Here is a 20,790-nt window from a genome sequence, read left to right on the forward strand (position 1 = left end):
GCAGGCATGAAAATTTGGATAAGACCCCATCTCGTCTCCGTCGGTCTGGCAGTTCTGATGCTGGGGCCAGCAGTACAGGCGGGTGAGTTGGGCGAGCTGTTGCAGGCAACCTTGCAGCATCCCCAGGCGCGAGCGGCAGCCAGCCAGGCCGAGGCGGCGCGGGCGCAGAAGGATGCCGCAACCGGCAGGTATTTTGGAAGTGCCGCGCTGTCGGCCGGGTGGCACAATTATGACGACCAGCGGGTGGTGGGAGTTTATACCCCCGGTACACCCGGATCTCCCCTCGTCTCAGACCGGATCGGCCAGGCCGGACTGGCCTACAGTCTGCCGGTAGACCTGTTCGGCGTAATCGCCGCAAACCGGGAACGGGCGCAGCACGATCTGGATGCAGCCGAACTGCTGGCGCGCCAGCAAACTCTGCTCAAGCTGCACCAGACCGCCAGCGCCTATCTCACTCTGCAGGCGCTGCTCAAACAGCGCGAGGCGTTGGCCATTTACCGCCAGCGGGTCGAAGCCACGCATAGTCGTATCAAGAAGGAAGTGGAGCTGGGCAAGGCGGCGGGTGTCGATGCCCGCTATGCCGAGAGCGAACTGGCGCGGCTGGTCGCCGACGAGGCAGTGCTCAATGGCGCGCTGATCCAGGCGCAGGCCGATCTCGAAGAAGCCGGCAGCCGCGAAAAATTCTTGCCGACTCGTGCCGATATCCATGTTCCCGCCTGGGAAGATGCCGCCTCCGATGCCACTCTTCCGGCCCGGATTGCGCAGGCCCGCCGTGAGGCGGCACGTGCCCAGGCCGATGAAAGCCGTCAGGCGCTGCTGCCTTCCCTGAGTCTGGACGCCAATTACTATCGCAATATCGGCGGTGGCGACCATCGCGACACTTGGGCGCTGGGCGGCGTGGTGAGCCTGCCGCTGGGCGTGTCCCAATACCGGCAGGCGGATGCACAGAGGCTTAATGCACGGGCTGCCGCGGAGCAGAGCGAGGCTGCCGTTCGCGATAGCGCCCGCCAGTTGGCGAACCTGCACGCCGCTTACGATGCGGCTGCCGCTGATGCCCTGGCGATGGAAAAGGAAGCCGCCTACCGCGAGCAGGTGGCAAAGGTGCAGAGGGAAATGCAGCGACTCGGCAGCCAGACCCTGGAAAACCTGTTTCGTCATGAACGGGACCTGTTCGACGCCCGATTTCGCCTGGAGCAAGCCAGGGCACGCGCCGCAGCTGCCTGGTCCGCAGCCCAGGTGCTGACCGGACTACCGACTGAAAACTATATTGCCCGAATGGATGCAAAATGAAAAAGAAAGCCATCGTAGTACTGATCCTTGTTGTCGTGATTGGTGCCGGAGTTGCGCTGATCATGAAGAAGCGTCACCAGCTCGCCCAGGAAACAACCCCGCAGACCTTGCCGGTGGTGGTGACGACACTAACTCTGCAAACCGGTCCGGTGGCGCTGACCCTGCGCACCACCGCCGATGTTCAGGCGGTGCGCGACAGCATGGTGGCGAGCCGGCTGACCGCCTACGTAACTGCCTTGCCGCTATTCGAGGGTGACAGTTTCAAGCGCGGCGACTTGCTGGCGCGGCTCGACATGAGTCCGCCAGGTCAAGGACAAGCGCAGGGCAACTCGCTCGATGCCGATCTGGCTGCCGCCGAAAGCAACTTCAAGGCCGAGCAGGAACGCCTGCGCCGTGCTCAAGCTCTGTACCCGATCCAGGGGGTCTCTCAGGAGCAGCTCCAGTCGGCCGAGGCCGCCTTTGCCGCTGCGCGAGCTCGTCATGCGGTGGCAAGGGAAAACCTGCGCAATGCCACGGTGACCGCTCCCTTTGCCGGTGTGGTTAGCCAGCGCCTGGTACAGCCGGGCGATTTGGCCACGCCTGGCAAACCTTTGCTGAAGATCGTCGATACCAGTTCCGGCAACCGTTTGCTGGTCAGCGTGCCGGAAAGCGTGCAGCCGACGGCGCTGCGCGTTGGCGGCCAGACCTTGTCGCTGCGTCCGTGGCCCGAAGCCGGCCCGCAAGGCTTGCGCCGCTATGAGGCGCGAACCCAGGATGGATCTTTCATTCCCGGCGCGCGCATCGAAGTTCGCACGGTGGTGTTCGAATCCAGCCAGGCTCTGCTCCTGCCTCGTGCCTGTCTGTTGAATGATGACGGGAAGTCTGCCACCGTGCTGCGGCTGCCGGACGACAAGAAGGTGGAGCCGCTGCGCATTGAGCTGGCGGCAACGGGGGAGGAGGGCGCCGCCACGCTGGATAACCGGCTGCACGGCCAGCGCGTTGCCTGCGCCAGCTCCGATATCCTGACCCGGCTGGCCGCCGGGGTGTCGTTCCGCGTCCAGGACGGGAAGTAAGCCATGCTGTTCAAATTCTTTTATGGCCGTTCATTGCTGCTGAAGATGATACTGGCGATCACCTCGCTGTTGGGCGTGGTCGGCTACATGAACATGCCGCGCAACATGTATCCCGACGTGGAGCGGCCGCAGGTCATGGTGATTACCCAGTTACCCGGCGCTTCTGCGCTGACTGTGGCTCAGAAACTGTCGCGCCCGATCGAGCAGGAAATGTACGCACTATCCCACATACGCGATGTGCAAACCACCAACAAGAACGAAGTCTCTATCGTACGTGCCGAGTTCAATTACGAAAAGGGGCTGGATGCTGCGCTGCTGGATGTGAATAACGCGCTCTCCAGGGTGCGCGGCAAGCTGCCGCCAGAAGTTCCGCCATCCAGTGTTTACGCGGTGGGCGGCTTTACCTCGCCGGTAATGGTGCTGGCGCTGTCACCCAAGGCAGGTGCCGGACTTACACTGGCCCAGGTGCGACTGTTGGCGGAAAACGACATTCGTACCGCTCTTGTTACCCAGCCGGCGATTGCCAACGTGGAGATTTTCGGCGGCTACGAGCCGGCGGTGCGGGTCGAGTTCGATCCTCTCAAGCTTGCACGCTACCGCATTTCCCAGGCGCAATTGCAGGACCTGATCGGCAAGCTTAATCGCGACTGGCCGCTGGGCACCGCCCAGGGCAAGGATAGTAGTCTGACCCTCACGATCTACGGCGAGCGCGCCAACGTCGAGGGGTTGCGCCTGCTGCCGCTGATCCATGGCCTGACGCTAGGCGATGTGGCGGAGCTTAGCCTCGACCATGCCGAGCGGTTTTCCGCCTACCACGGCAATGGCAAACAGGCCATTGCCGTGGCGGTGATGCGTGCGCCGGGCGGCGCAGTGCAGGCGACGATCAACGATATCGAGGCGCAACTGCCCGGCCTCAAGGCGCGCTACCCCAATATCGAATTTTCCGTCGCCGACACCCAGGGCGAGCTGATTCAGACCTCCAACGCCAACATGGTTGAGGCGCTGCGTGATGCCATCATCTTTACCAGCGTGGTGATCCTGTTCTTCCTCGGCAACTGGCGCGCGGTGATGACGGCACTGGTGTCGATCCCGCTGGTGTTTCTTTTTACTCTGGCGATCCTGTGGCTGGCCGGCAAGGAGCTGAATATTCTGGTGATGACCGGGATCATCCTGGCGCTGGGGATGCTGGTGGACGACGCCGTGGTGGTGCTGGAAAACATCGAGCGCCATCTGGGTGAACTGCATGAGGATGTGCAGACCGCAATCCGTCGGGGCACCGAGGAGGTGCTGTTTCCGGTATTCGTCGGCACCTTGGCGACGGCGGTAGTGATCGCGCCGCTGATGTTCGTCGGCGACTTTTCCCAGCAGATCTTCAAACACCTGATCCTGGCGGTGGTGATCGCGGTATTTACCTCCTATTTCGTAGCGGTGACCTTCATTCCGCGTCTTTCCGCCTTCTGGTACCGCAACGGCCTGCCGCCCAAAAATCGCCTCGAACTTTTCATGGGGAGACTTTACCAGCGCACCGTGGCGCCTGGAGCGGGGCTCTATGCCGGCGCGCTGCGCTTTGCCTTCAACGGCGGCTTCTTCCGTCGCCTGATCCTGGTTATTCCCGCCTTCATGCTGCTGGTGTTCAGTTTCAAGACCATCATTCCCCTGATCGGCAGGGACGCGCTACCGCCGATGGATACCGGCATCGTGCGGGTACACGTGAAATTTGGCGCCAACGAGCCGGTGAACGTGGCAGAGGAACGGCTCAAGGCGTTCGAGGCCCGCCTGATGCAAGACAAGCGGGTGCAGCGGGTGAGCACCATCTTCGGCTCGGAGGCAGGGGTGATATCCCTCGGTTCGGGCCAGTTGCCGGCGGAGGCGACATTTTCCATTACCTATGTCAATCGCCTGGAGCGCGCGGAAAGCAGCTGGCAGATCGAGGCGGATTTGCGCAGCCAGCTAGCGGCCCTGCCGGGGGTGACTATCGCCGATGCCTTTGATTCCGGAGCAACCGCTCTTTCCACCATCAAGGCACCGGTCGACATCCGACTCACCGCAGAAGACTGGCGGCTGTTGCCGGCTGCGGCCGAGCGCGTCAAAGCGGCATTGCAAACCGTTCCCGGATTGTCCTCGGTGTCAGTGAGCTGGGATGCCAACACGACGGAAGCCAATCTGGTGCTGAATGAGGACAAGCTGCGTACGCTCGGCCTGACCCCTGACGCCGTGCTGGCCCAACTGCCCCTGAAGGGCGCAGCCGTGGCCAGCATGAGCAAGCTGCCCACGGTAAACACTATCCCTGTTCGCAGCTATTTTAGCGAACCCTACCGATCGAACCCGGCCACCCTGAGCCTGCTGCCCATTCCATTGCCGGACGGCGGCACGGTGAGCCTGGGAGAAATCAGTTATATCGTCAACCAGCCAGGGCTTTCCCTGCTCACCACCAACGGCAACCGCTACAGTCTGGACGTGCTGGGCTATCGCAATACCGCACCGATCAGCAAGCTCAGCGAGAACTCTCTTGCCGCAGCGCAGAAGGTGCTGCCGCCGGGCGTGGAAGCTAGCGACAAAGGCGATAACGCTGCAGCGGCAGATTCCAGCAAGCGCATGTTGACGGGTTTGGGGATGGGTGTGCTGCTGCTGTTTGGCGTGCTCGCCCCGGCTTACGGCAGCGTTGCCCTGGCGCTGCTGTCGATCCTCATCCTGCCGCTTTCCGCCATCGGTGCGGTATGGGGGTTGCTGGCCTTCAACAAGGCGCTGGCTCTGCCCGCTATTCTCGGTATCGTCCTGTTGTTTTCCATCATTATCAAGAACTCCATCCTGATGGTGGATTTCATTCAGGAGCGTCGCCGCGAGGGCAGCGGTGCATTCGAGGCGGCGATGGAATCGATCAGGCTGCGTTACCGCCCCATCCTGATGACCGCCTTCGGCACCATCGCCGGCATGATTCCGATCGCCATGCAGCGTGCGGTCGGACTGGAGCGCCTTTCCCCGCTGGCCGATGCCGCCATCGGCGGTCTGCTGCTGGGGACGGTGCTCTCCCTGTTCTACCTGCCGATGTTTTACGTGTGGGTAACTGAAAAAAAACGCTGATTTCATCGCTGAAATTGCGTGAGCTGTCACAGTCTGTTCCAGACTCACGCCATGCTCGAAAAACTGAAGTGAAGAGAGAAAAATTATGAAGGCCGGGTTTAAGCGTTATCTCGTTCCCGCCGGCGTGGTGGCCGGTTTGTTTGCCGTCGCCTGGATCGCTGTCACGCAGGGGCCGATGGCGGTGCCGGTAGTGAAGACATCCGAAGCCAGTATGGGAGATTTGCATCCATCGGTATTCGGCATCGGCACGGTGGAAGCGCGTTTGTCTTACGCTATCGGACCGACTCAGGCCGGGCGTGTACTGAGCGTGCGGGTGGATCATGGTGACAGCGTCAAGGCTGGCCAAATGTTGGCAGAGATCGATCCGGTCGACCTCGACGAACGCATGAAAAGCGCCGGTCTGGCGGCGCAGCGGGCACGGCTCAATGCGGAATCGGCCGAGGCGCAAGTCAGGGAAGCGGCGAGCCGCTACAAACAGGCGCAGTCTAATGCGCAGCGCTACCAGGAACTGGTGGCGAAGCATTTCGTTAGCCAGGAGGCGGCGGAGTCGCGGCGCAATGACGCGGATATTGCCCTGGCTGCGCTGGATGCGTCGAAATCCAATCTGGAAGCCAGCCGGCGCGATATGGCCAAGGCCGGATCGGAGCACGAAGGCGTGGCGTTGCAGCGAGCCAATCTCAAGCTGGTCAGCCCGGTTGACGGCATCGTCATCTCCCGCGATGCCGAGCCCGGCAATACCGTGGTGGCGGGGCAATCCGTGCTGCGGGTAATCGATCCCGCCAGTCTGTGGGTGAGGGCACGCATGGATCAGTCCAGTTCGCGCGACCTTCAGCCTGGTTTGCCGGCAGAAATCGTGCTGCGTTCACGCCAGGGCGTTGTTCTTAAGGGGCAGGTGGCGCGGGTCGATATTCAGAGCGATAGCCTGACCGAGGAGCGTCTGGTTAATGTCGTCTTCGACCAGAAGCCCAGCGAGATTTTCGTCGGCGAACTGGCCGAGGTCACGGTGAAGATGGCCTCTTTGAACAATGTGCTGTTCGTGCCCAGCGCTGCGGTCAGGCGGATCCAGAATAAAAGCGGCGTGTGGCGGGTGGAGTCCGGCAAGGCACGCTTCTCTCCGGTGACTATCGGGGTGCAGACCCTGGACGGTCGCACCCAGATTCTGAATGGACTGAAGGCGGGCGATGCGGTGATCGTATACAGCCCGGTGGATCTGGAAGATGGCAAAAAAGTGAAGGCTGGCAAAGCCGCATGATTAACCTTGCCTACCGCGATATCGCCAATGGTTTTGGCCGCTATATGCTCACCAGCCTGGGGCTGGGGCTGCTGATCGGCGTGACCCTGACCATGGCTGGGGTGTATCGCGGTATGGTGGATGATGCCAGGGCCTTGATCAACGGCAGTGCTACCGATATCTGGGTGGTACAGCGCCACACTCTTGGGCCCTACGCAGAATCCTCCACCCTGCACGATGATGCCTGGCGCGGCATCGTTGGTTTGCCCGGGGTGGCTGAAACGGGCAATGTGGCCTACCTCACCATGCAGGTGAAGCACAGGGACAAGGATGTGCGGGTGATGATTGCCGGCTTCGAATCGGGCAAGCCGGGCGAGCCGATGAGGCTGGTGGCTGGCAGGCCGGTGACGCGCTCTCATTACGAAGCGGTGGCGGACATCAAGACCGGCTTTCAGATTGGCGACAGGGTGCGCATCCGTCGCCACGAATACACCGTTGTCGGTCTGACCAGCCGCATGGTGTCGTCGGGCGGCGACCCGATGTTGTTTATCACCCTCAAGGATGCCCAGGAAGTGCAGTTTCTCAAGGATAACGACGCCATTGTCGGCGACCGCGAACGGCTGGCGGCCAACCCGCAGTTTAATCGCCCTGGCGTACCCGGCTTGCTCAGCGCGGTGGAGGCCGACCGCTTTTCCAACCATAACGTCAATGCCGTGCTGGTGCGCGTTGCTCCTGGCACGGACACGCGCCTGGTGGCGGATAACATCCTGCGCTGGAAGCATCTGCAGGCTTACACTCGCGCCGATATGGATCAAATTCTGGTGGCCAAGCTGATCGCCACCTCGGCCAAGCAGATCGGCCTGTTCCTGGTGATTCTGACGGTGGTGAGCACTGCTATCGTCGCACTCACCGTGTATACCATGACCATGGGCAAGATCAAGGAAATCGCCGTGCTCAAGCTGATCGGCGCAAAAAACCGGGTGATCGTCGCGATGATCCTGCAACAAGCGCTGGGACTGGGCGTGATCGGCTTTGTCATCGGCAAGACGGTGGCAACCTTCTGGGCGCCGATTTTTCCGAAATATGTGCTGCTGGAGATGAGCGACGCCGGTCGTGCCTTTGCCATCACCATCGTGATCTGCACACTGGCGAGCATTCTCGCTATTCGCGCCGCGCTCAAGGTCAGTCCGGCGACGGCGATCGGGGGCGGTTGATGGCTAATCATGCAGAGAAGCCGGCGATCAAGCTGGAGGGGCTGGTCAAGCGCTACGGCAGCGGCAGCAGCGCGGTGGAGGCACTGAAAGGGGTGGACATGGAAGTCTATCCCGGCGAGGTGGTCGGCCTGCTCGGCCCCAGCGGCTCCGGCAAGACCACCCTGCTGCAATGCCTGGGTGCGGTGATCGACCCGACGGCCGGGCGCATCACGCTGGGCGGTGACGTCACCTTCGACGATGACTGGAAAATTTCCGATCTGCGCGAATTGCGCCGCGACCGCATCGGTTTCATCTTCCAGGCGCCCTATCTGATTCCCTTTCTCGATGCCACGGAAAACGTTTCGCTGTTGCCGATGCTGGCCGGCAAATCGAACAAAGAGTCAACCGCCCGTGCCATGGACCTGTTCAAGGTGCTGGATATCGCCCATCGAGCCGGAGCAAGGATATCCGAACTCTCCGGCGGAGAAGCGCAACGCGTGGCGATTGCCCGCGCCCTCGCCAACAATCCGCCGATCATACTCGCTGACGAGCCGACTGCGCCGCTGGACGGCAAGCGTTCCCTTACCGTAATGAGCATGCTCAACGAACTGGCGGTGCAGTATCGAACCGCAATCATCGTCGTCACTCACGACGACAACATCATTCCCACCTTCAAACGTCTCTACCGCATTCGCGATGGGCGGGCGCATGAAGAGGCGGGGGAGGGAAGGTCATTCGAAGTGTAGTAATCTGAATGGAGATAACCGTGTGAGAAGAGAGCGCTGAGCAAGAACAGAAGGAACGTCGATTGACGATGGGCTGAAATCATTCAGGAGAAAATTTATGCATTCGTTTTTTATCAAGGCAATTCGCCTCGTGGCAACAACCGGAATCGTACTGAGTTTGACCGTGGCGGGCAGGGTGGTATCGGCACAGGACCATGACCACGGGCATGAGCATGGTGCATCTTCCGGCGCGCCCTCGGCCCTGGCACTCAATCAGGGCAGGAAATGGCCGACCGATGCCAGCCTGCGTCAGGGCATGAGCCAAATTCGTAATGCGATGGAAGAGCCGATGCCGGCCATTTATGCCGGCAAGGGCGATACCGCCCATTTTGAAATCCGGGCCAAAAGGGTGAATGAACAGATCGCCTTTATGGTGCAGAATTGCAAACTGGACAAGGACGCCGATACCATGCTCCATCTCGTGCTGGCGGAGATTATTGCCGGCGCGGAGGCGATGGAGGGAAAAAACAAAAAACTGGATAGACGCGGCGGCGCTGTAAAGGTGATCCACGCACTGGAAAACTACAACCGCTATTTCGATCATCCTGGCTGGCGGCCATTGAATCCGGGAAAATTCTGACCTATGAGAAATTTAATCAAGTCTGCTGATCCCAAGGTAATGAAACTGCACCCCCTTACCAACATGCGCGGCCGCTTGATCGGCCTGTTCCTGTTTGTTTCCTGTATGGCGATGGGCAGTGCTTTTGCGTTGACCCTTACGCCGGTCAAGGTGGCGCCAGACGTTTATGCCTTTATCGGCGACACCGGCGGGCGCACCTATGAAAATTACGGTATGAACGCTAATACCGGATTCATCGTCACTACTGGTGGGGTGGTGGTAATCGACAGCGGTGCGGGTTATCTGGCTGCCCAGGCCATGCACCGTGCCATCAAGCAAGTGACCCGGCAGCCGGTTAAGTATGTGGTGAATACCGGTGGCCAGGATCACCGCTGGCTCGGTAATGGTTATTTCAGGGAACAGGGTGCAGAAATCATCGCCGCCCGCCCGGCGCGCGCCGACATGGAACAGCGGGCCGGCATGCAACTCGACGCGCTACGGGTTGACCTGAAAGAGCGGCTGGACGGTACCCAGCCGGTTTATCCTGATCGGCTATTCGAACAGCGCGAAACCTTGCGCCTTGGCGGCACCGAAATTCAACTGCAGTTTTTCTCCGGCGGCCACACGCCGGGCGACAGCGTGGTGTGGCTGCCAAAACAGAAAGTGCTGTTCTCGGGCGACCTGGTTTATGTCGATCGCCTGCTGGGCGTGCTGCCCTTCAGCAATAGCAGAAACTGGCTAGCCTCCTTCGAGCAGATGGAAAAGCTCAAGCCTAACAAGATCGTGCCCGGCCACGGCAAGGTGTGCGATCTCGATCTGGCGCAGCGCGATACCCGCGATTACCTGCGCCTGCTGCGCGGGCATATGCAGAAGGCGTACGATAGCGGGGCGGATCTGCAGACTGCGATCGACAGCCTCGACCAGAAAGCTTTCTCACGATTGCAGAATTATGAAACCTTGAAAGGCGGCAATGCAAGCCGTGTTTACCTGGAGATTGAGGCGGAATAAGCGTTTTCCAGTAATGGGCACAACGTGCCCAACATGTTGGAAAATCGTGGTCCCCTGTTGTTCGGCGTTGGTGTTGGCCATCGACAAACGCGAAGGCATGGCACAAATCTGTTGAAAATTGGTGTAATTAGCTCTATATTTGTAGCCAATAATTTAAGGATGAAAACCATGGACACGATCTTCGCCGACTATTCAATCAGCATGTCCGAGTTCAAAAAAAACCCGGCGCAGGTACTGCGAACGGCAGGCGAGAAGCCGGTTGCCGTTCTCAATCATAATCGCCCCGCTTTCTACATGGTCACCCCGAAACTCTTCGAAGCCTTGGTCGAGGAACTGGCCGACCGGGATCTGGTGGATCTGGCGCGCCAGCGCTTGGCACGCAAGGATACGGCCATCGAGGTGGATGTTGACAATATCTGAAGCCGTTCAAGACACGCCGAAATACCGGCTCAAATTCCTGCCGGAAGCACTGGAGGAATGGAATGCCCTCGATGGCAGCATCAAAGAGGTGCTGCGCAAGGCCCTCAAAAAACGTCTCGAACAGCCCCGCACTCCCGGTGCCCAACTGCACGCCGATCTTCGTGATTGCTACAAAATCAAACTGCGCAAGCAGGGATACCGTTTGGTCTATAGCGTCGAGGACGATGTCCTGGTCGTGTTGGTGTTGGCCATCGACAAACGCGAAGGCATGGCAGCCTACCGATCAGCAGTCGAGCGCCTGCTCGCCGGCAAAAGTTAACCGGGTTGTAAAGGGTAGCATTCGGCATAAATAAATCCGTTCCCTTTGTTCCGTCCGATCGTCTGCTGGGAGTGTTGCCCTTCAGCAGCCGGGTTTACCTGGAGATCGAGGCGGAATAATGACTTCACCGCTAAAACTTCAGAGCTGGGTAGGCTCCTCTCTCTCCATTCATCTGCCACGCAATTCAATTGTGGACTCCGCAATAACGCCATTGCCATACCCATCAACATAGCTATACTGTACAAACCAGCTAGTTGAAGGGAGGTTGTGTCATGAAAACTGTCACCTCGGTGGAAGCCCAGAATCGTTTTGGAGAGTTGCTGGACAACGCCCAGCGCGAACCGGTAACGATTACACGGCGTGGGCGCACGGTGGCGTTTCTGTTGTCGCCGGAGGATATGAAGGATTTGCTGGTTATTCGCCGCCAACGCGAGACGGCATTGGCGGATTTCGAAGATTTTTTTGCGCGAGCTGATGCTAAGTTGAGCGCGGATGCGGCCAAGCTGACCGATGCCGACATCACCCGGCTGGTCAATGAGCTTCGCTAAACGGGTGGTGCTGGATACCAGCACGCTGATAGGCGCTGTATTGCGTCCACAATCCGTGCCCAGACAGGCTTTTCTGACGGCGCTAGCCAGCGCTACGCTGTGCGCCTCTCCTGCCGCGCTGGCCGAGCTGGAGCAGGTGCTGATGCGCGAGAAGCTTGATCGCTATATGGATCATGAAACCAGGGGGGATTTCCTGGCTCTGTATCGCAGCCATGCACGCTTGTTTCCGGTTTCCGAGGCCGATGAAACGGCCTTGCCGCAACCTTGCCGCGACCCACGCGACAACAAGTTCCTGGCGCTGGTCTTGTATTGTTCGGCTGATGTGCTGGTGTCCAGCGATGATGACCTGCTCACCTTGAACCCCTATCAGGGCATTCCGATTTTGACGCCCAAACAATATTGCGATGATTGAGTACGCCAAAATTAACGGCGGCAACTCTGCCTGCACGCTGCGCTGACCGGGTAGAGGGTGTGAACGCCTCATGGTCTTACTGAAACTGTCCGCACATAGGGCAATCATATAAAAACCGGAAAATATGAGCCAACTCCTTATCAACGACTACCTCAAGCAGCTCGACCTGATCAAAAAGGTCAGCGGCAGTCATCGCGAAACCATCGTCCGCGAAGCTTTCAAGGATTTGCTCAAAGCCTGGGGGCGTCAGCATAGCCTGGTGTTCCTGGCCGAATACCCGCTCAAAACCGCCACCAAAAGCAACATCGCCGTCGATGGCGCGCTGCTGCACGAACTGCGCATGCCGCTCGGCTACTGGGAAGCCAAAGACGAAAAAGACGACCTCGATAGCGAGATCGAAAAGAAATTCAAAAAGGGCTACCCGCAAGACAACATCATCTTTTCTGACGATGTCACTGCCGTTCTGGTGCAGAACAAGAACGAAGCCTTGCGCTGCGACATGACCGATACCGGGGCGCTGGCCAAGTTGCTCAAGCTGTTTTTCGGCTTCGAGCGCCCTGAAATCGCCGGCTTCCGCTCAGCGGTCGAACAGTTCAAACAAGACCTGCCCGCCGTGCTGGACGCCCTGCGCCTGATGATCGAGCGCGAACACACCGCCAATGCGGGTTTCCGCAAGGCCGAGCAAAAATTCCTGGTGCATGCGCAAGAGGCCATCAACCCCATCCTCACCGACGCCGATGTGCGCGAAATGCTGATCCAGCACATCCTCACCGAAGAAATCTTCGCCAAGGTGTTTGACGACTCGGACTTCCACCAGCACAACAACGTGGCGCGCGAACTGTACGCGCTGGAGGCCGAGTTTTTCACCGGTAATCTGAAAAAACAGACCCTCAAAGGCCTCGAAACCTACTACGCCGCCATCCGCGCCGCTGCCGCACAAATCAGCAGCCACGGTGAAAAGCAAACCTTCCTCAAAGTTATCTACGAAAATTTCTACAAGGTTTATAACGCCAAGGCCGCCGACCGGCTGGGCGTGGTCTACACGCCCAACGAAATCGTGCGCTTCATGATCGATGGCGCCGACTGGCTCACCGAAAAACACTTCGGCAAAAACCTGATCGACAAGGACGTGGAAATTCTCGATCCCGCCACTGGCACCGGCACCTTCATCAGCGAACTGCTGGAACATTTTCGCGGCCAGCCCGCCAAACTCAAGCACAAATATCTCAACGAGCTGCACGCCAACGAAGTCGCCATCCTGCCCTACTACGTCGCCAATCTGAATATCGAGTCCACCTACGCCGCCATCACCGGCAACTACGAAGAATTCCCCAACCTGTGCTTTGTGGACACGCTGGATAACGTTGGCCTGCACACCTCGGCGCACGGCACCACAGCGGATTTGTTCGGCAGCGTAAGCGAAGAAAACGTCGCCCGCATCAAGCGGCAAAATAGCAAGCGCATCAGCGTCATCATCGGCAACCCGCCGTATAACGCCAACCAGGCCAACGAAAACGACAACAACAAAAACCGCGAATACCCCGAGATAGACAAGCGCATCAAGGACACCTACATCCACGCCAGCACCGCGCAAAAGACCAAGCTCTACGACATGTACGCGCGCTTTTTTCGCTGGGCCAGCGACAGATTAAGCGAGAACGGCGTACTGGCCTTCATCACCAACCGCAGCTTCATCGAGAGCCGAACCTTTGACGGCTTCCGCAAAACTGTAGCGCAGGAATTCAGCGACATTTACGTGGTGGACCTGGGTGGCGACGTGCGCGCCAACCCCAAACTCAGCGGCACCAAACACAACGTGTTCGGCATCCAGACCGGCGTGGCGATCAGCTTCTTCATCAAAAAAAGCCGCCCCCACTCCCGCACACGGGAGAAGCTTGGGGAGAGGGTGGCTCGGGTCTATTACGTGCGCCGCCCCGAGATGGAAACGGCAGAAGAAAAACTCGGTTTTCTCGCCAACCACGCCATGAGCAGCTTGAGCTTTGACGAAGTGCAGCCTGACAAGGCAAGCAACTGGGTGAATCTGACCAACAACGATTTTGATTCCTTGCTGCCGCTGGCGAGCAAGGAAACCAAGGCGGCGAAGACGGTAGGAAAAGAGCGGGCGATTTTCAAATTATTCAGCAATGGTATTAATACCGCACGCGATAGCTGGGTGACCGATGAATCTGCTGACATGCTCGCCGAAAAAGCCACGTTTTTCATCGAGCATTACGAAAAATATGGCCAGACTGCCAAATCCCACGACACAATCATTAAGTGGTCTCGTAACCTTAAGGTGAAGCTTGCGCGTAACGAACGCGAGCCCTTTAATAAATCGCAGATTGTGCCTTATGCTTATCGCCCGTATTTCGGCAATTTCCTGTACCAATCTGACTTGATGATTGACGAACTCGGACAGTTGCCGGCGATGGTCCGTGGTGATAACTGGTTGATCGCCATGCCAGCCGCAGGGGACTTTCGTTGCCTCGCGACGGATCGCGCCTGCGACTTTCATTTCATCGGAGACTCGCGGGTTCTTTCGCTGCATCGCTACGACGAAGCTGGCAACCGCACCGACAACATCACCGACTGGGCGCTCAAGCAATTCCGGCAGCACTATGAAAGCCCCTCTCCCGCCAGCGGGAGAGGGAGGAACGTAGCGGGGGGAGAGGGTAAGGTGCAGAAGATCACCAAGCAAGCCATCTTCCACTATTGCTACGCCGTGCTGCATGATCCGCTGTACCGCGAAAAATATGCGCTGAATTTAAAACGAGAATTCCCTCGCATCCCGTTCTACGCCGACTTCTGGCAATGGACGGCGTGGGGCGAGGCTTTGATGTCGGTGCATATCGGCTACGAAGCGGTGGCGCCTTACCCGCTCCAGCGCAGCGATATCCCCGACGAAAAAGTCCGTGCCGCAGGCTTGCAACCCAAAGCCCTGCTGCGCGCCGACAAGGACGCAGGTAGCATCGCGTTGGATTCTGAGACCACGTTGCGCGGCATTCCACCCGATGCATGGGACTACAAGCTGGGCAACCGCTGTGCGCTGGAATGGGTGCTCGATCAGTACAAGGAAAAGAAACCGAAAGACCCCACCATCCGCGAGAAATTCGACACTTACCGCTTCGCCGATTACAAGGAAAAAGTGATCGATCTGCTCACCCGCGTCACCACGGTGAGTGTGGAGACGATGCGGATTACGCAGGCGATGAAAGGTGCGGAGCGCTGAAATGCTGAAGGCTTTATTCGCGTTACCTTCCACCGTCTGGTTGCTGGGGCTGGTGAGTTTTTTCAACGATGCCGCCAGCGATCTGGTCTATCCGCTGCTGCCCCTGTATCTGGCCTCGGTGCTGATGGCGGGCCCCAAGGCGCTGGGCATCATCGAGGGTATCGCCGAGGCGACGGGCAGCCTGCTCAAGCTGTTTGCCGGCGTGCTGGCGGACAAGACTCGTTCCACCAAATATTGGGTGGTGGGCGGTTATAGTTTGGCCGCGCTGGGCCGTCCGTTCCTCGCCCTGGCTGGTTCCTGGCCGACGGTACTGGTGCTGCGCTTTGCCGACAGGGTGGGCAAGGGGCTGCGTTCATCCCCGCGCGACGCCATGCTGGCGCTGAGCGTGGCGCCGCATCAGCGCGGCCTGGCTTTCGGCTTTCACCGCGCCCTGGATAATGCCGGTGCGGTGGTCGGGCCGCTGCTCGCCGCATGGCTGCTTTACCGCGGCATGCCGATCCGCGACATCCTGCTATGGACCCTGGTGCCGGGCGTGATAACGGTCGGCCTGACGCTATACATCCGCGAGCCTCACCGCGAGATGCCACTACACAAGCCGGCTTTCAGCTGGACGATGCAAGGCTTTCCGCCGGTTTTCAAGCGCTACCTGCTGGTGTTGGCGCTGTTCACCCTGGGTAATTCGTCCAACATGTTCCTGCTGCTTCGCGCTCGGGAAATGGGGCTGACCGAATCCCAGGTGCCACTGTTGTGGGCGCTGGCGTCGGGGATGGCGATGCTGTTTTCCACGCCGCTGTCGGCGCTGTCGGACCGTCTCGGCAGAACCCGGTTGATCGTCGGCGGCTGGGCGGTGTATGGCGCGTTCTACCTGCTGCTCGGTCTGAACGGTCAAAATCTGTGGCTGCTGTGGCCGTTGTTTGCTTTCTACGGCCTGTTCATGGCCGCCACCGAGGGCGCAGAAAAGGCGCTGGTCGCCGATCTCGCGCCCAAGGAACTGCTCGGCACTGCCTACGGCTGGTTCAATCTCACTGCCGGCGTAATGCTGCTTCCCGCTTCCGTGTTGTTCGGCTGGCTGTGGCAGACCTTCAGCCCGGAATGGGCCTTCGGCTTTTCTGCCAGTTGCGCCATCCTGGCGGCGTTTTTGCTGAAGTTCTGGGTACCGACACAATCCGGGCATACGCCATGAATTCCTTCATGGCGACCTTTCCCATTTCCGGCGTGCATACCTGGCTGTGGCTACCGCCGCTGGTGGCGTTCTGCATTTCATTTTTTACTTCGATGGTGGGCATCTCCGGGGCGTTCCTGCTGCTGCCGTTCCAGATGAGCGTCCTGAACTACACGGCGCCCTCGGTCAGCGCTACCAATCTGGTCTACAATCTGGCCGCCACGCCCGGCGGCGTTTACCGCTACCTGCGCGAAGGCCGCATGGTGTGGCCGCTGGTGTGGGTGATCGTAGCCGGTACTCTGCCGGGCATCGTCATCGGCTTTTATCTGCGTGTCATGTATCTGCCCGATCCGCGCGATTTCAAGCTGTTTGCCGGGTTGGTGCTGCTGTATATCGGCTATCGGGTACTGGCGGAATTCCTGCCCTGGCATGAAAAATCCGAGACGGAGGCGACCCGACCGCAACCCGTAACGGCGATCCGCATGCTCCAGTTCTCGCTGGCCAGGGCTAGTTTTTCTTTCGGTGAGCAGGTCTTTTCATTCAGCGTGCCGGCCATGTTCCTGCTGGCGCTGATTGTCGGCGTGATCGGCGGCACCTACGGCATCGGCGGCGGCGCCATCATCGCACCGTTCTGCGTGGCCTTGTTTGGCCTGCCGGTGCATGCCATCGCCGGGGCGGCGATAGCCGGCACGCTGTTTACCTCGGTAGCCGGGGTGGCGTTGTATAGCCTGCTTCCCGCGCCGGCTGGGATGGTGACGCAGCCTGATTGGGCGCTGGGCCTGCTGTTCGGCCTGGGTGGTTTCGCCGGGATGTACTTCGGTGCACGCTGCCAGAAACGTGTTCCGCAAAGAATACTCAAACTGCTGCTGGGCTTGCTGCTGATGCTTCTGGCGGGATATTACATCTTCGCTTTCTTCGCCTGAATGTTAGACGCTGCTCCAATCTTCGTCGCCATACTGCCGCGGGGAAAGGATTTTGGCAGGGCGAGGATGACTTCAAGGCCGCCGCCGGCCTGGTTTTTCAGTACCAGTTCGCCGCCGTGCATCTGTGCGATGTTGCGTGCAATCCCCAAGCCCAGGCCGGTGCCGCCGGTATCTCGGCTGCGTGAATTTTCCAGGCGATAAAAAGGTTCGAATACCCGTTCTAGTTCAGCCTCTGGAATGCCCTGACCGTGATCCAGGATGTGGATTTGTAGTTGTTTGTCGCCGTCGTTCACGATGACGGTGGCACTTTTTCCGTATTTGATGGCATTGTCGATTAGATTGCTCAGACACCGTTTCAGGGCTGTCGGCTTGCACGGATAAGGCTGTGCAACGATACCTTGCAATCTGACTTCATGGCCAATTTCCGCCGCATCTGCCTGGAGGCTTTCCAGCAAGGCCATGATGTCCACAGGTTGCACAGTCTCCGGGTTGTCCACACCGCGCATGAAATCCAGGGTAGCGGCTACCAAAGACTCCATTTCTTCCAGATCCTTGGTGAATTTTGCTCTGAGGTCATCATCCTCCAGCAGTTCTGCCCGGAGCCGCAACCGGGTGATGGGGGTTTTCAGGTCGTGCGACATGGCGGCGAGAATCCGCGTGCGTTCCTGAATATAGTTGGCCAGGCGTGACTGCATGGTGTTGAAGGCATGTGCCGCGCGACGCACTTCGGTCGGGCCTGTTTCCAACAGGGGCGGGCTATTGATGTCGTTGCCCAGTTTTTCTGCGGCGCTGGCGAGGGTGTTAAGGGGGCGCGTAGCAAGGCGCACTGCGAGCAGCGAAAGAACAATCACTGCGGCGAGCAGGATCAGCAGATTGAACAACGGTCGGGGCGGCATGGGGAACGCTGGGCCGGTTGGGAGCGCATCGAATGACACGGTTGACCCATCCAGCAAGCGTGTTTCCACTGCGAAGGCGGTTATTTTCTGTGGATGGATACTGCTGGCGAGATGAGGAGAATTGACCTCGTGTTGCCTTTCGGGCCATTCCATTTCGGAAACAGTGACTGTGATAGGGGGGTATTCACCAAGCAGGTCACGTAGCAACATGCCGAAACTGGCCGCCTGGTTTGCACTGTCCAGGTTCTGACGGGGTAGGCTTGAGCGGGGGGCGTCAAGTGAAATTCGCAGGGTTGGGGAATTGAGGGTCGCCACGAACTTATGCCGATCGGCGGGGGCAAGAGAATTTAGTAGCCGGAGGGTATCGGAGATCCGTTGCGCCGATTCCATGCTGATCGATCGAAACAGCAAACGGTCGCGTTCGCGAAAATGGAAGACGACACTAATTGATTGCACCAGAATCAGACCGCCGAGCAGGATCAGAACCATGCGGCTGAACAGGGATTGAGGCAAGAGTTGCATCATTTTCCTCCTGCTTCTACCTGCGCGGCCAGGACATAACCCTCGCCCCGCACGGTTTTGATGATGGTGGGTTCCTTGGCATCGTCCGCTAGGCGGTGGCGAAGTCGACTTATCTGAACATCAATGCTTCTTTCGAAAGGGTCTGTTTCCCGCCCCTGCATCAGATCCATGAGTTGATCCCGGCTGAGAACCCGGTTGGGGTGATTGAGAAATATCCGGAGCAGGCGATATTCAGAACCGCTCAATGGAACCACCACCCCTTCCGGCGAGACCAGTTGGCGCGAGATTGTGTCCAACTGCCATCCGGCAAAACGGAGGTGAAGCGCGTTGTCGGTACGCAGATTTTCCGGCAAGGCCTTGGCCCGGCGCAGGATGCTCTTGATGCGCGCCAGTAGCTCGCGCGGATTGAATGGCTTGGGCAGGTAATCGTCGGCGCCCATTTCCAGGCCGAGAATGCGGTCCATGTCCTCGCCGCGGGCGGTGAGCATGATCACCGGGATGTCTGAGCGCGCGCGCAGGTTGCGGCATAGTACCAGGCCATCATCCCCCGGCAGCATCAGGTCGAGCACGATTAAATCTACCCGTCCGCTCTCCAGCGCCGCCAACATGCCCTTGCCTTCCGCAACGGAAGTAGTTCGATAGCCGCTTTTCTGCAGGTAATCACCCAGCAGGCTGCGAATCTCGGCATCGTCGTCCACGATAAGAATGTGTTCTGGTGTTGTCATGATGTTTTTATACCCTGTTTACCTGATTTTCATGCAAGAAAATTGTAAAGCAGTGTAACGGCTCGGATCTTTGTCACAATATGTTACAAAAAAGACCCGCTCTGACATATGCCGGTTACACCATGGCGGTTAAATATGCTTCGCTGCAAAGCAAATTGTTCATTTTATAAGGGGGTATTGTTATGAGCGCAATTGGAGGTGTTGGTGGGAGTTCTTCGGCGATGATGGGTGGAATGAATGGAATGCAACGTCCTGATCCGTCAAAAATGGCCGACAAGTTATTTTCGAAGCTGGATACCAAAGGCCAGGGGTTTATCGAGAAGAGCGATCTTCAAAGCGCGTTTGATCAGGTCTTATCGAATAAATCATCTGGCAAGACCCCCAGCGTGGACGATGTCTTCAAGGCACTGGACGGCAATGGTGACGGCAAGGTGACCAAGCAGGAGATGTCCGATAGTGTCACAAAACTCGCCGACCAGCTCGACAGCCAATTCCAGAGCATGCGGATGAGCGGCAAGGGTGGTATGGGTGGTATGGGTGGTATGGGTGGTATGGGTGGTATGGGCGGCATGTCGAAGAGCGACATTGGCAGCATGGCAGACAGTGCCACTGGCAGCGCATCACAGGCGCTGAACAGCCTGGCCCAGAATTTCGACGCGGCGGACACTAATCAGGATGGAAAAGTCAGTGCGCAGGAAGCGATGGCTTACCAATTATCAAACGGAACCGCCTCGTCCTCAAGTGAAGCGCAGAGTGACGATGCCAGGGTAATGGCTAGAATAATGGAGCTGGCAGCATCTTACGGCGCCTTCGGTCAAGACGAGAAAACCAGTGGCCGCACCATTTCAACAGCGGCCTGAACCTATGGGGCGCAGGTTTTGCGCCCCATAGGCTGGATGAACCAGGAAAAACTGTTTGCAAAAAATCGTCCTGACATGAAAAACACTCGCAACCTTGCCCTCAGCCCTTTTGTCCCGCCTGGCCACCATCCAAAAATGCACATCATGGACTTCATGGATGCGTGCATGAGTAATTTCAAGGCTCATGATGGCGAGATCCACTACCAGAAGAAGGCCTTCTGCTTCAATTGCCACAATGAATTTCTCAAATTGTTCGTGGCGCATTTATACGGCAAGAAGTTTACTGCTGATAATTTCGTTACTTAGTATGTCTATCGAGGTTTCTGTTCTATATCAGGCAGAAATTGGCTCGCCATCGAAATGAAATAAATCGTAAGCGCCTGGGTCACCGTGTCGGACTTCAAGCTCCATTCTAGCCACGATGGCCATGAACTACTGGCTAAGAGGATGTGCTTTCAAAAAACATAAAAATGTTTAATAAGCATTTGATTACTTGTTTATTGTGAATGTATTTAATTATGTATACATACAATAAAAACAGTATGTTGTTGTTATTAAATAATCATTATTCAATT

General features: G+C 58.2%; 19 protein-coding genes. 16 read left to right on the forward strand and 3 right to left on the reverse strand.

What is annotated here, in order from left to right:
• Positions 1–6 precede the first annotated feature (6 nt).
• From SCD_RS07025 to SCD_RS07095, 15 genes are all read left to right on the forward strand, one after another.
• Complete coding sequence (locus tag SCD_RS07025; protein WP_009205803.1) at positions 7–1,290, forward strand: TolC family protein; 1,284 nt, start codon at positions 7–9, stop codon at positions 1,288–1,290.
• On the forward strand, positions 1,287–2,342 hold the full coding sequence (locus SCD_RS07030; protein WP_009205802.1) for an efflux RND transporter periplasmic adaptor subunit: 1,056 nt from the start codon (positions 1,287–1,289) through the stop codon (positions 2,340–2,342). Before SCD_RS07025 ends, SCD_RS07030 begins: the two co-directional genes overlap by 4 nt.
• A gap of 3 nt (positions 2,343–2,345) precedes the next feature.
• A complete protein-coding gene (locus tag SCD_RS07035) occupies positions 2,346–5,423 on the forward strand; it encodes an efflux RND transporter permease subunit (protein ID WP_009205801.1) in 3,078 nt (1,025 codons plus the stop codon).
• Between the two features lie 85 nt (positions 5,424–5,508).
• Positions 5,509–6,675, forward strand: coding sequence for an efflux RND transporter periplasmic adaptor subunit (locus SCD_RS07040; RefSeq protein WP_009205800.1), 1,167 nt, complete (start codon positions 5,509–5,511; stop codon positions 6,673–6,675).
• Positions 6,672–7,868 carry an ABC transporter permease gene (locus SCD_RS07045; protein ID WP_009205799.1) on the forward strand — a complete coding sequence of 399 codons (1,197 nt, stop codon included), beginning with the start codon at positions 6,672–6,674 and terminating at the stop codon, positions 7,866–7,868. Before SCD_RS07040 ends, SCD_RS07045 begins: the two co-directional genes overlap by 4 nt.
• Positions 7,868–8,593, forward strand: coding sequence for an ABC transporter ATP-binding protein (locus tag SCD_RS07050; RefSeq protein ID WP_009205798.1), 726 nt, complete (start codon positions 7,868–7,870; stop codon positions 8,591–8,593). Before SCD_RS07045 ends, SCD_RS07050 begins: the two co-directional genes overlap by 1 nt.
• Before the next feature lie 97 nt (positions 8,594–8,690).
• Positions 8,691–9,212, forward strand: a complete 522-nt coding sequence (locus tag SCD_RS07055; RefSeq protein WP_009205797.1) for a hypothetical protein — start codon at positions 8,691–8,693, stop codon at positions 9,210–9,212.
• Positions 9,213–9,215: 3 nt separating this feature from the next.
• Positions 9,216–10,199, forward strand: coding sequence for an MBL fold metallo-hydrolase (locus SCD_RS07060; protein WP_009205796.1), 984 nt, complete (start codon positions 9,216–9,218; stop codon positions 10,197–10,199).
• 168 nt (positions 10,200–10,367) lie between these two features.
• Positions 10,368–10,619: a type II toxin-antitoxin system prevent-host-death family antitoxin gene (locus SCD_RS07065; RefSeq protein WP_009205795.1), complete on the forward strand. Its 252-nt coding sequence runs from the start codon at positions 10,368–10,370 to the stop codon at positions 10,617–10,619.
• Positions 10,603–10,938: a type II toxin-antitoxin system RelE family toxin gene (locus tag SCD_RS07070; protein WP_009205794.1), complete on the forward strand. Its 336-nt coding sequence runs from the start codon at positions 10,603–10,605 to the stop codon at positions 10,936–10,938. The genes SCD_RS07065 and SCD_RS07070 overlap by 17 nt, the downstream gene beginning before the upstream one ends.
• Before the next feature lie 272 nt (positions 10,939–11,210).
• Positions 11,211–11,486 (forward strand): type II toxin-antitoxin system Phd/YefM family antitoxin, encoded by a 276-nt coding sequence (locus tag SCD_RS07075; RefSeq protein WP_009205793.1) that lies wholly within the window; start codon positions 11,211–11,213, stop codon positions 11,484–11,486.
• On the forward strand, positions 11,473–11,898 hold the full coding sequence (locus tag SCD_RS07080) for a putative toxin-antitoxin system toxin component, PIN family (RefSeq protein ID WP_009205792.1): 426 nt from the start codon (positions 11,473–11,475) through the stop codon (positions 11,896–11,898). The genes SCD_RS07075 and SCD_RS07080 overlap by 14 nt, the downstream gene beginning before the upstream one ends.
• Before the next feature lie 124 nt (positions 11,899–12,022).
• The gene (locus tag SCD_RS07085) at positions 12,023–15,127 is read left to right on the forward strand and encodes a type ISP restriction/modification enzyme (protein WP_009205791.1); all 3,105 of its coding nucleotides are present in this window, start codon (positions 12,023–12,025) and stop codon (positions 15,125–15,127) included.
• 1 nt (position 15,128) lies between these two features.
• Positions 15,129–16,310 (forward strand): MFS transporter, encoded by a 1,182-nt coding sequence (locus tag SCD_RS07090; RefSeq protein WP_009205790.1) that lies wholly within the window; start codon positions 15,129–15,131, stop codon positions 16,308–16,310.
• An 8-nt stretch (positions 16,311–16,318) separates the two neighbouring features.
• On the forward strand, positions 16,319–17,212 hold the full coding sequence (locus tag SCD_RS07095) for a sulfite exporter TauE/SafE family protein (protein WP_021035830.1): 894 nt from the start codon (positions 16,319–16,321) through the stop codon (positions 17,210–17,212).
• Here SCD_RS07095 and SCD_RS07100 read toward each other — a convergent pair.
• Both SCD_RS07100 and SCD_RS07105 read right to left on the reverse strand, forming a co-directional pair.
• Positions 17,188–18,633, reverse strand: a complete 1,446-nt coding sequence (locus SCD_RS07100) for an ATP-binding protein (RefSeq protein WP_009205788.1) — start codon at positions 18,631–18,633, stop codon at positions 17,188–17,190. The genes SCD_RS07095 and SCD_RS07100 overlap by 25 nt on opposite strands.
• On the reverse strand, positions 18,630–19,355 hold the full coding sequence (locus SCD_RS07105) for a response regulator (RefSeq protein WP_009205787.1): 726 nt from the start codon (positions 19,353–19,355) through the stop codon (positions 18,630–18,632). The genes SCD_RS07100 and SCD_RS07105 overlap by 4 nt, the downstream gene beginning before the upstream one ends.
• A gap of 182 nt (positions 19,356–19,537) precedes the next feature.
• On the opposite strand from SCD_RS07105, the gene SCD_RS07110 reads away from it, so the two are divergent.
• Positions 19,538–20,215, forward strand: a complete 678-nt coding sequence (locus tag SCD_RS07110) for an EF-hand domain-containing protein (RefSeq protein WP_232504441.1) — start codon at positions 19,538–19,540, stop codon at positions 20,213–20,215.
• Here the strand turns inward: SCD_RS07110 and SCD_RS16390 are convergent.
• A complete protein-coding gene (locus tag SCD_RS16390; RefSeq protein WP_148290754.1) occupies positions 20,201–20,479 on the reverse strand; it encodes a hypothetical protein in 279 nt (92 codons plus the stop codon). The genes SCD_RS07110 and SCD_RS16390 overlap by 15 nt on opposite strands.
• Positions 20,480–20,790: the final 311 nt, after the last annotated feature.

The organism is Sulfuricella denitrificans skB26, assembly GCF_000297055.2.
Taxonomy (GTDB): Bacteria; Pseudomonadota; Gammaproteobacteria; order Burkholderiales; family Sulfuricellaceae; genus Sulfuricella; species Sulfuricella denitrificans.

Bases quoted from the DNA above. Each gene is read 5' to 3' on its own strand.
- SCD_RS07025 (WP_009205803.1), top strand. From the start codon at position 7: ATGAAAATTTGGATAAGACCCCATCTCGTCTCCGTCGGTCTGGCAGTT.
- SCD_RS07030 (WP_009205802.1), top strand. From the start codon at position 1,287: ATGAAAAAGAAAGCCATCGTAGTACTGATCCTTGTTGTCGTGATTGGT.
- SCD_RS07035 (WP_009205801.1), top strand. From the start codon at position 2,346: ATGCTGTTCAAATTCTTTTATGGCCGTTCATTGCTGCTGAAGATGATA.
- SCD_RS07040 (WP_009205800.1), top strand. From the start codon at position 5,509: ATGAAGGCCGGGTTTAAGCGTTATCTCGTTCCCGCCGGCGTGGTGGCC.
- SCD_RS07045 (WP_009205799.1), top strand. From the start codon at position 6,672: ATGATTAACCTTGCCTACCGCGATATCGCCAATGGTTTTGGCCGCTAT.
- SCD_RS07050 (WP_009205798.1), top strand. From the start codon at position 7,868: ATGGCTAATCATGCAGAGAAGCCGGCGATCAAGCTGGAGGGGCTGGTC.
- SCD_RS07055 (WP_009205797.1), top strand. From the start codon at position 8,691: ATGCATTCGTTTTTTATCAAGGCAATTCGCCTCGTGGCAACAACCGGA.
- SCD_RS07060 (WP_009205796.1), top strand. From the start codon at position 9,216: ATGAGAAATTTAATCAAGTCTGCTGATCCCAAGGTAATGAAACTGCAC.
- SCD_RS07065 (WP_009205795.1), top strand. From the start codon at position 10,368: ATGGACACGATCTTCGCCGACTATTCAATCAGCATGTCCGAGTTCAAA.
- SCD_RS07070 (WP_009205794.1), top strand. From the start codon at position 10,603: ATGTTGACAATATCTGAAGCCGTTCAAGACACGCCGAAATACCGGCTC.
- SCD_RS07075 (WP_009205793.1), top strand. From the start codon at position 11,211: ATGAAAACTGTCACCTCGGTGGAAGCCCAGAATCGTTTTGGAGAGTTG.
- SCD_RS07080 (WP_009205792.1), top strand. From the start codon at position 11,473: ATGAGCTTCGCTAAACGGGTGGTGCTGGATACCAGCACGCTGATAGGC.
- SCD_RS07085 (WP_009205791.1), top strand. From the start codon at position 12,023: ATGAGCCAACTCCTTATCAACGACTACCTCAAGCAGCTCGACCTGATC.
- SCD_RS07090 (WP_009205790.1), top strand. From the start codon at position 15,129: ATGCTGAAGGCTTTATTCGCGTTACCTTCCACCGTCTGGTTGCTGGGG.
- SCD_RS07095 (WP_021035830.1), top strand. From the start codon at position 16,319: ATGGCGACCTTTCCCATTTCCGGCGTGCATACCTGGCTGTGGCTACCG.
- SCD_RS07100 (WP_009205788.1), bottom strand. From the start codon at position 18,633: ATGATGCAACTCTTGCCTCAATCCCTGTTCAGCCGCATGGTTCTGATC.
- SCD_RS07105 (WP_009205787.1), bottom strand. From the start codon at position 19,355: ATGACAACACCAGAACACATTCTTATCGTGGACGACGATGCCGAGATT.
- SCD_RS07110 (WP_232504441.1), top strand. From the start codon at position 19,538: ATGAGCGCAATTGGAGGTGTTGGTGGGAGTTCTTCGGCGATGATGGGT.
- SCD_RS16390 (WP_148290754.1), bottom strand. From the start codon at position 20,479: ATGCGCCACGAACAATTTGAGAAATTCATTGTGGCAATTGAAGCAGAA.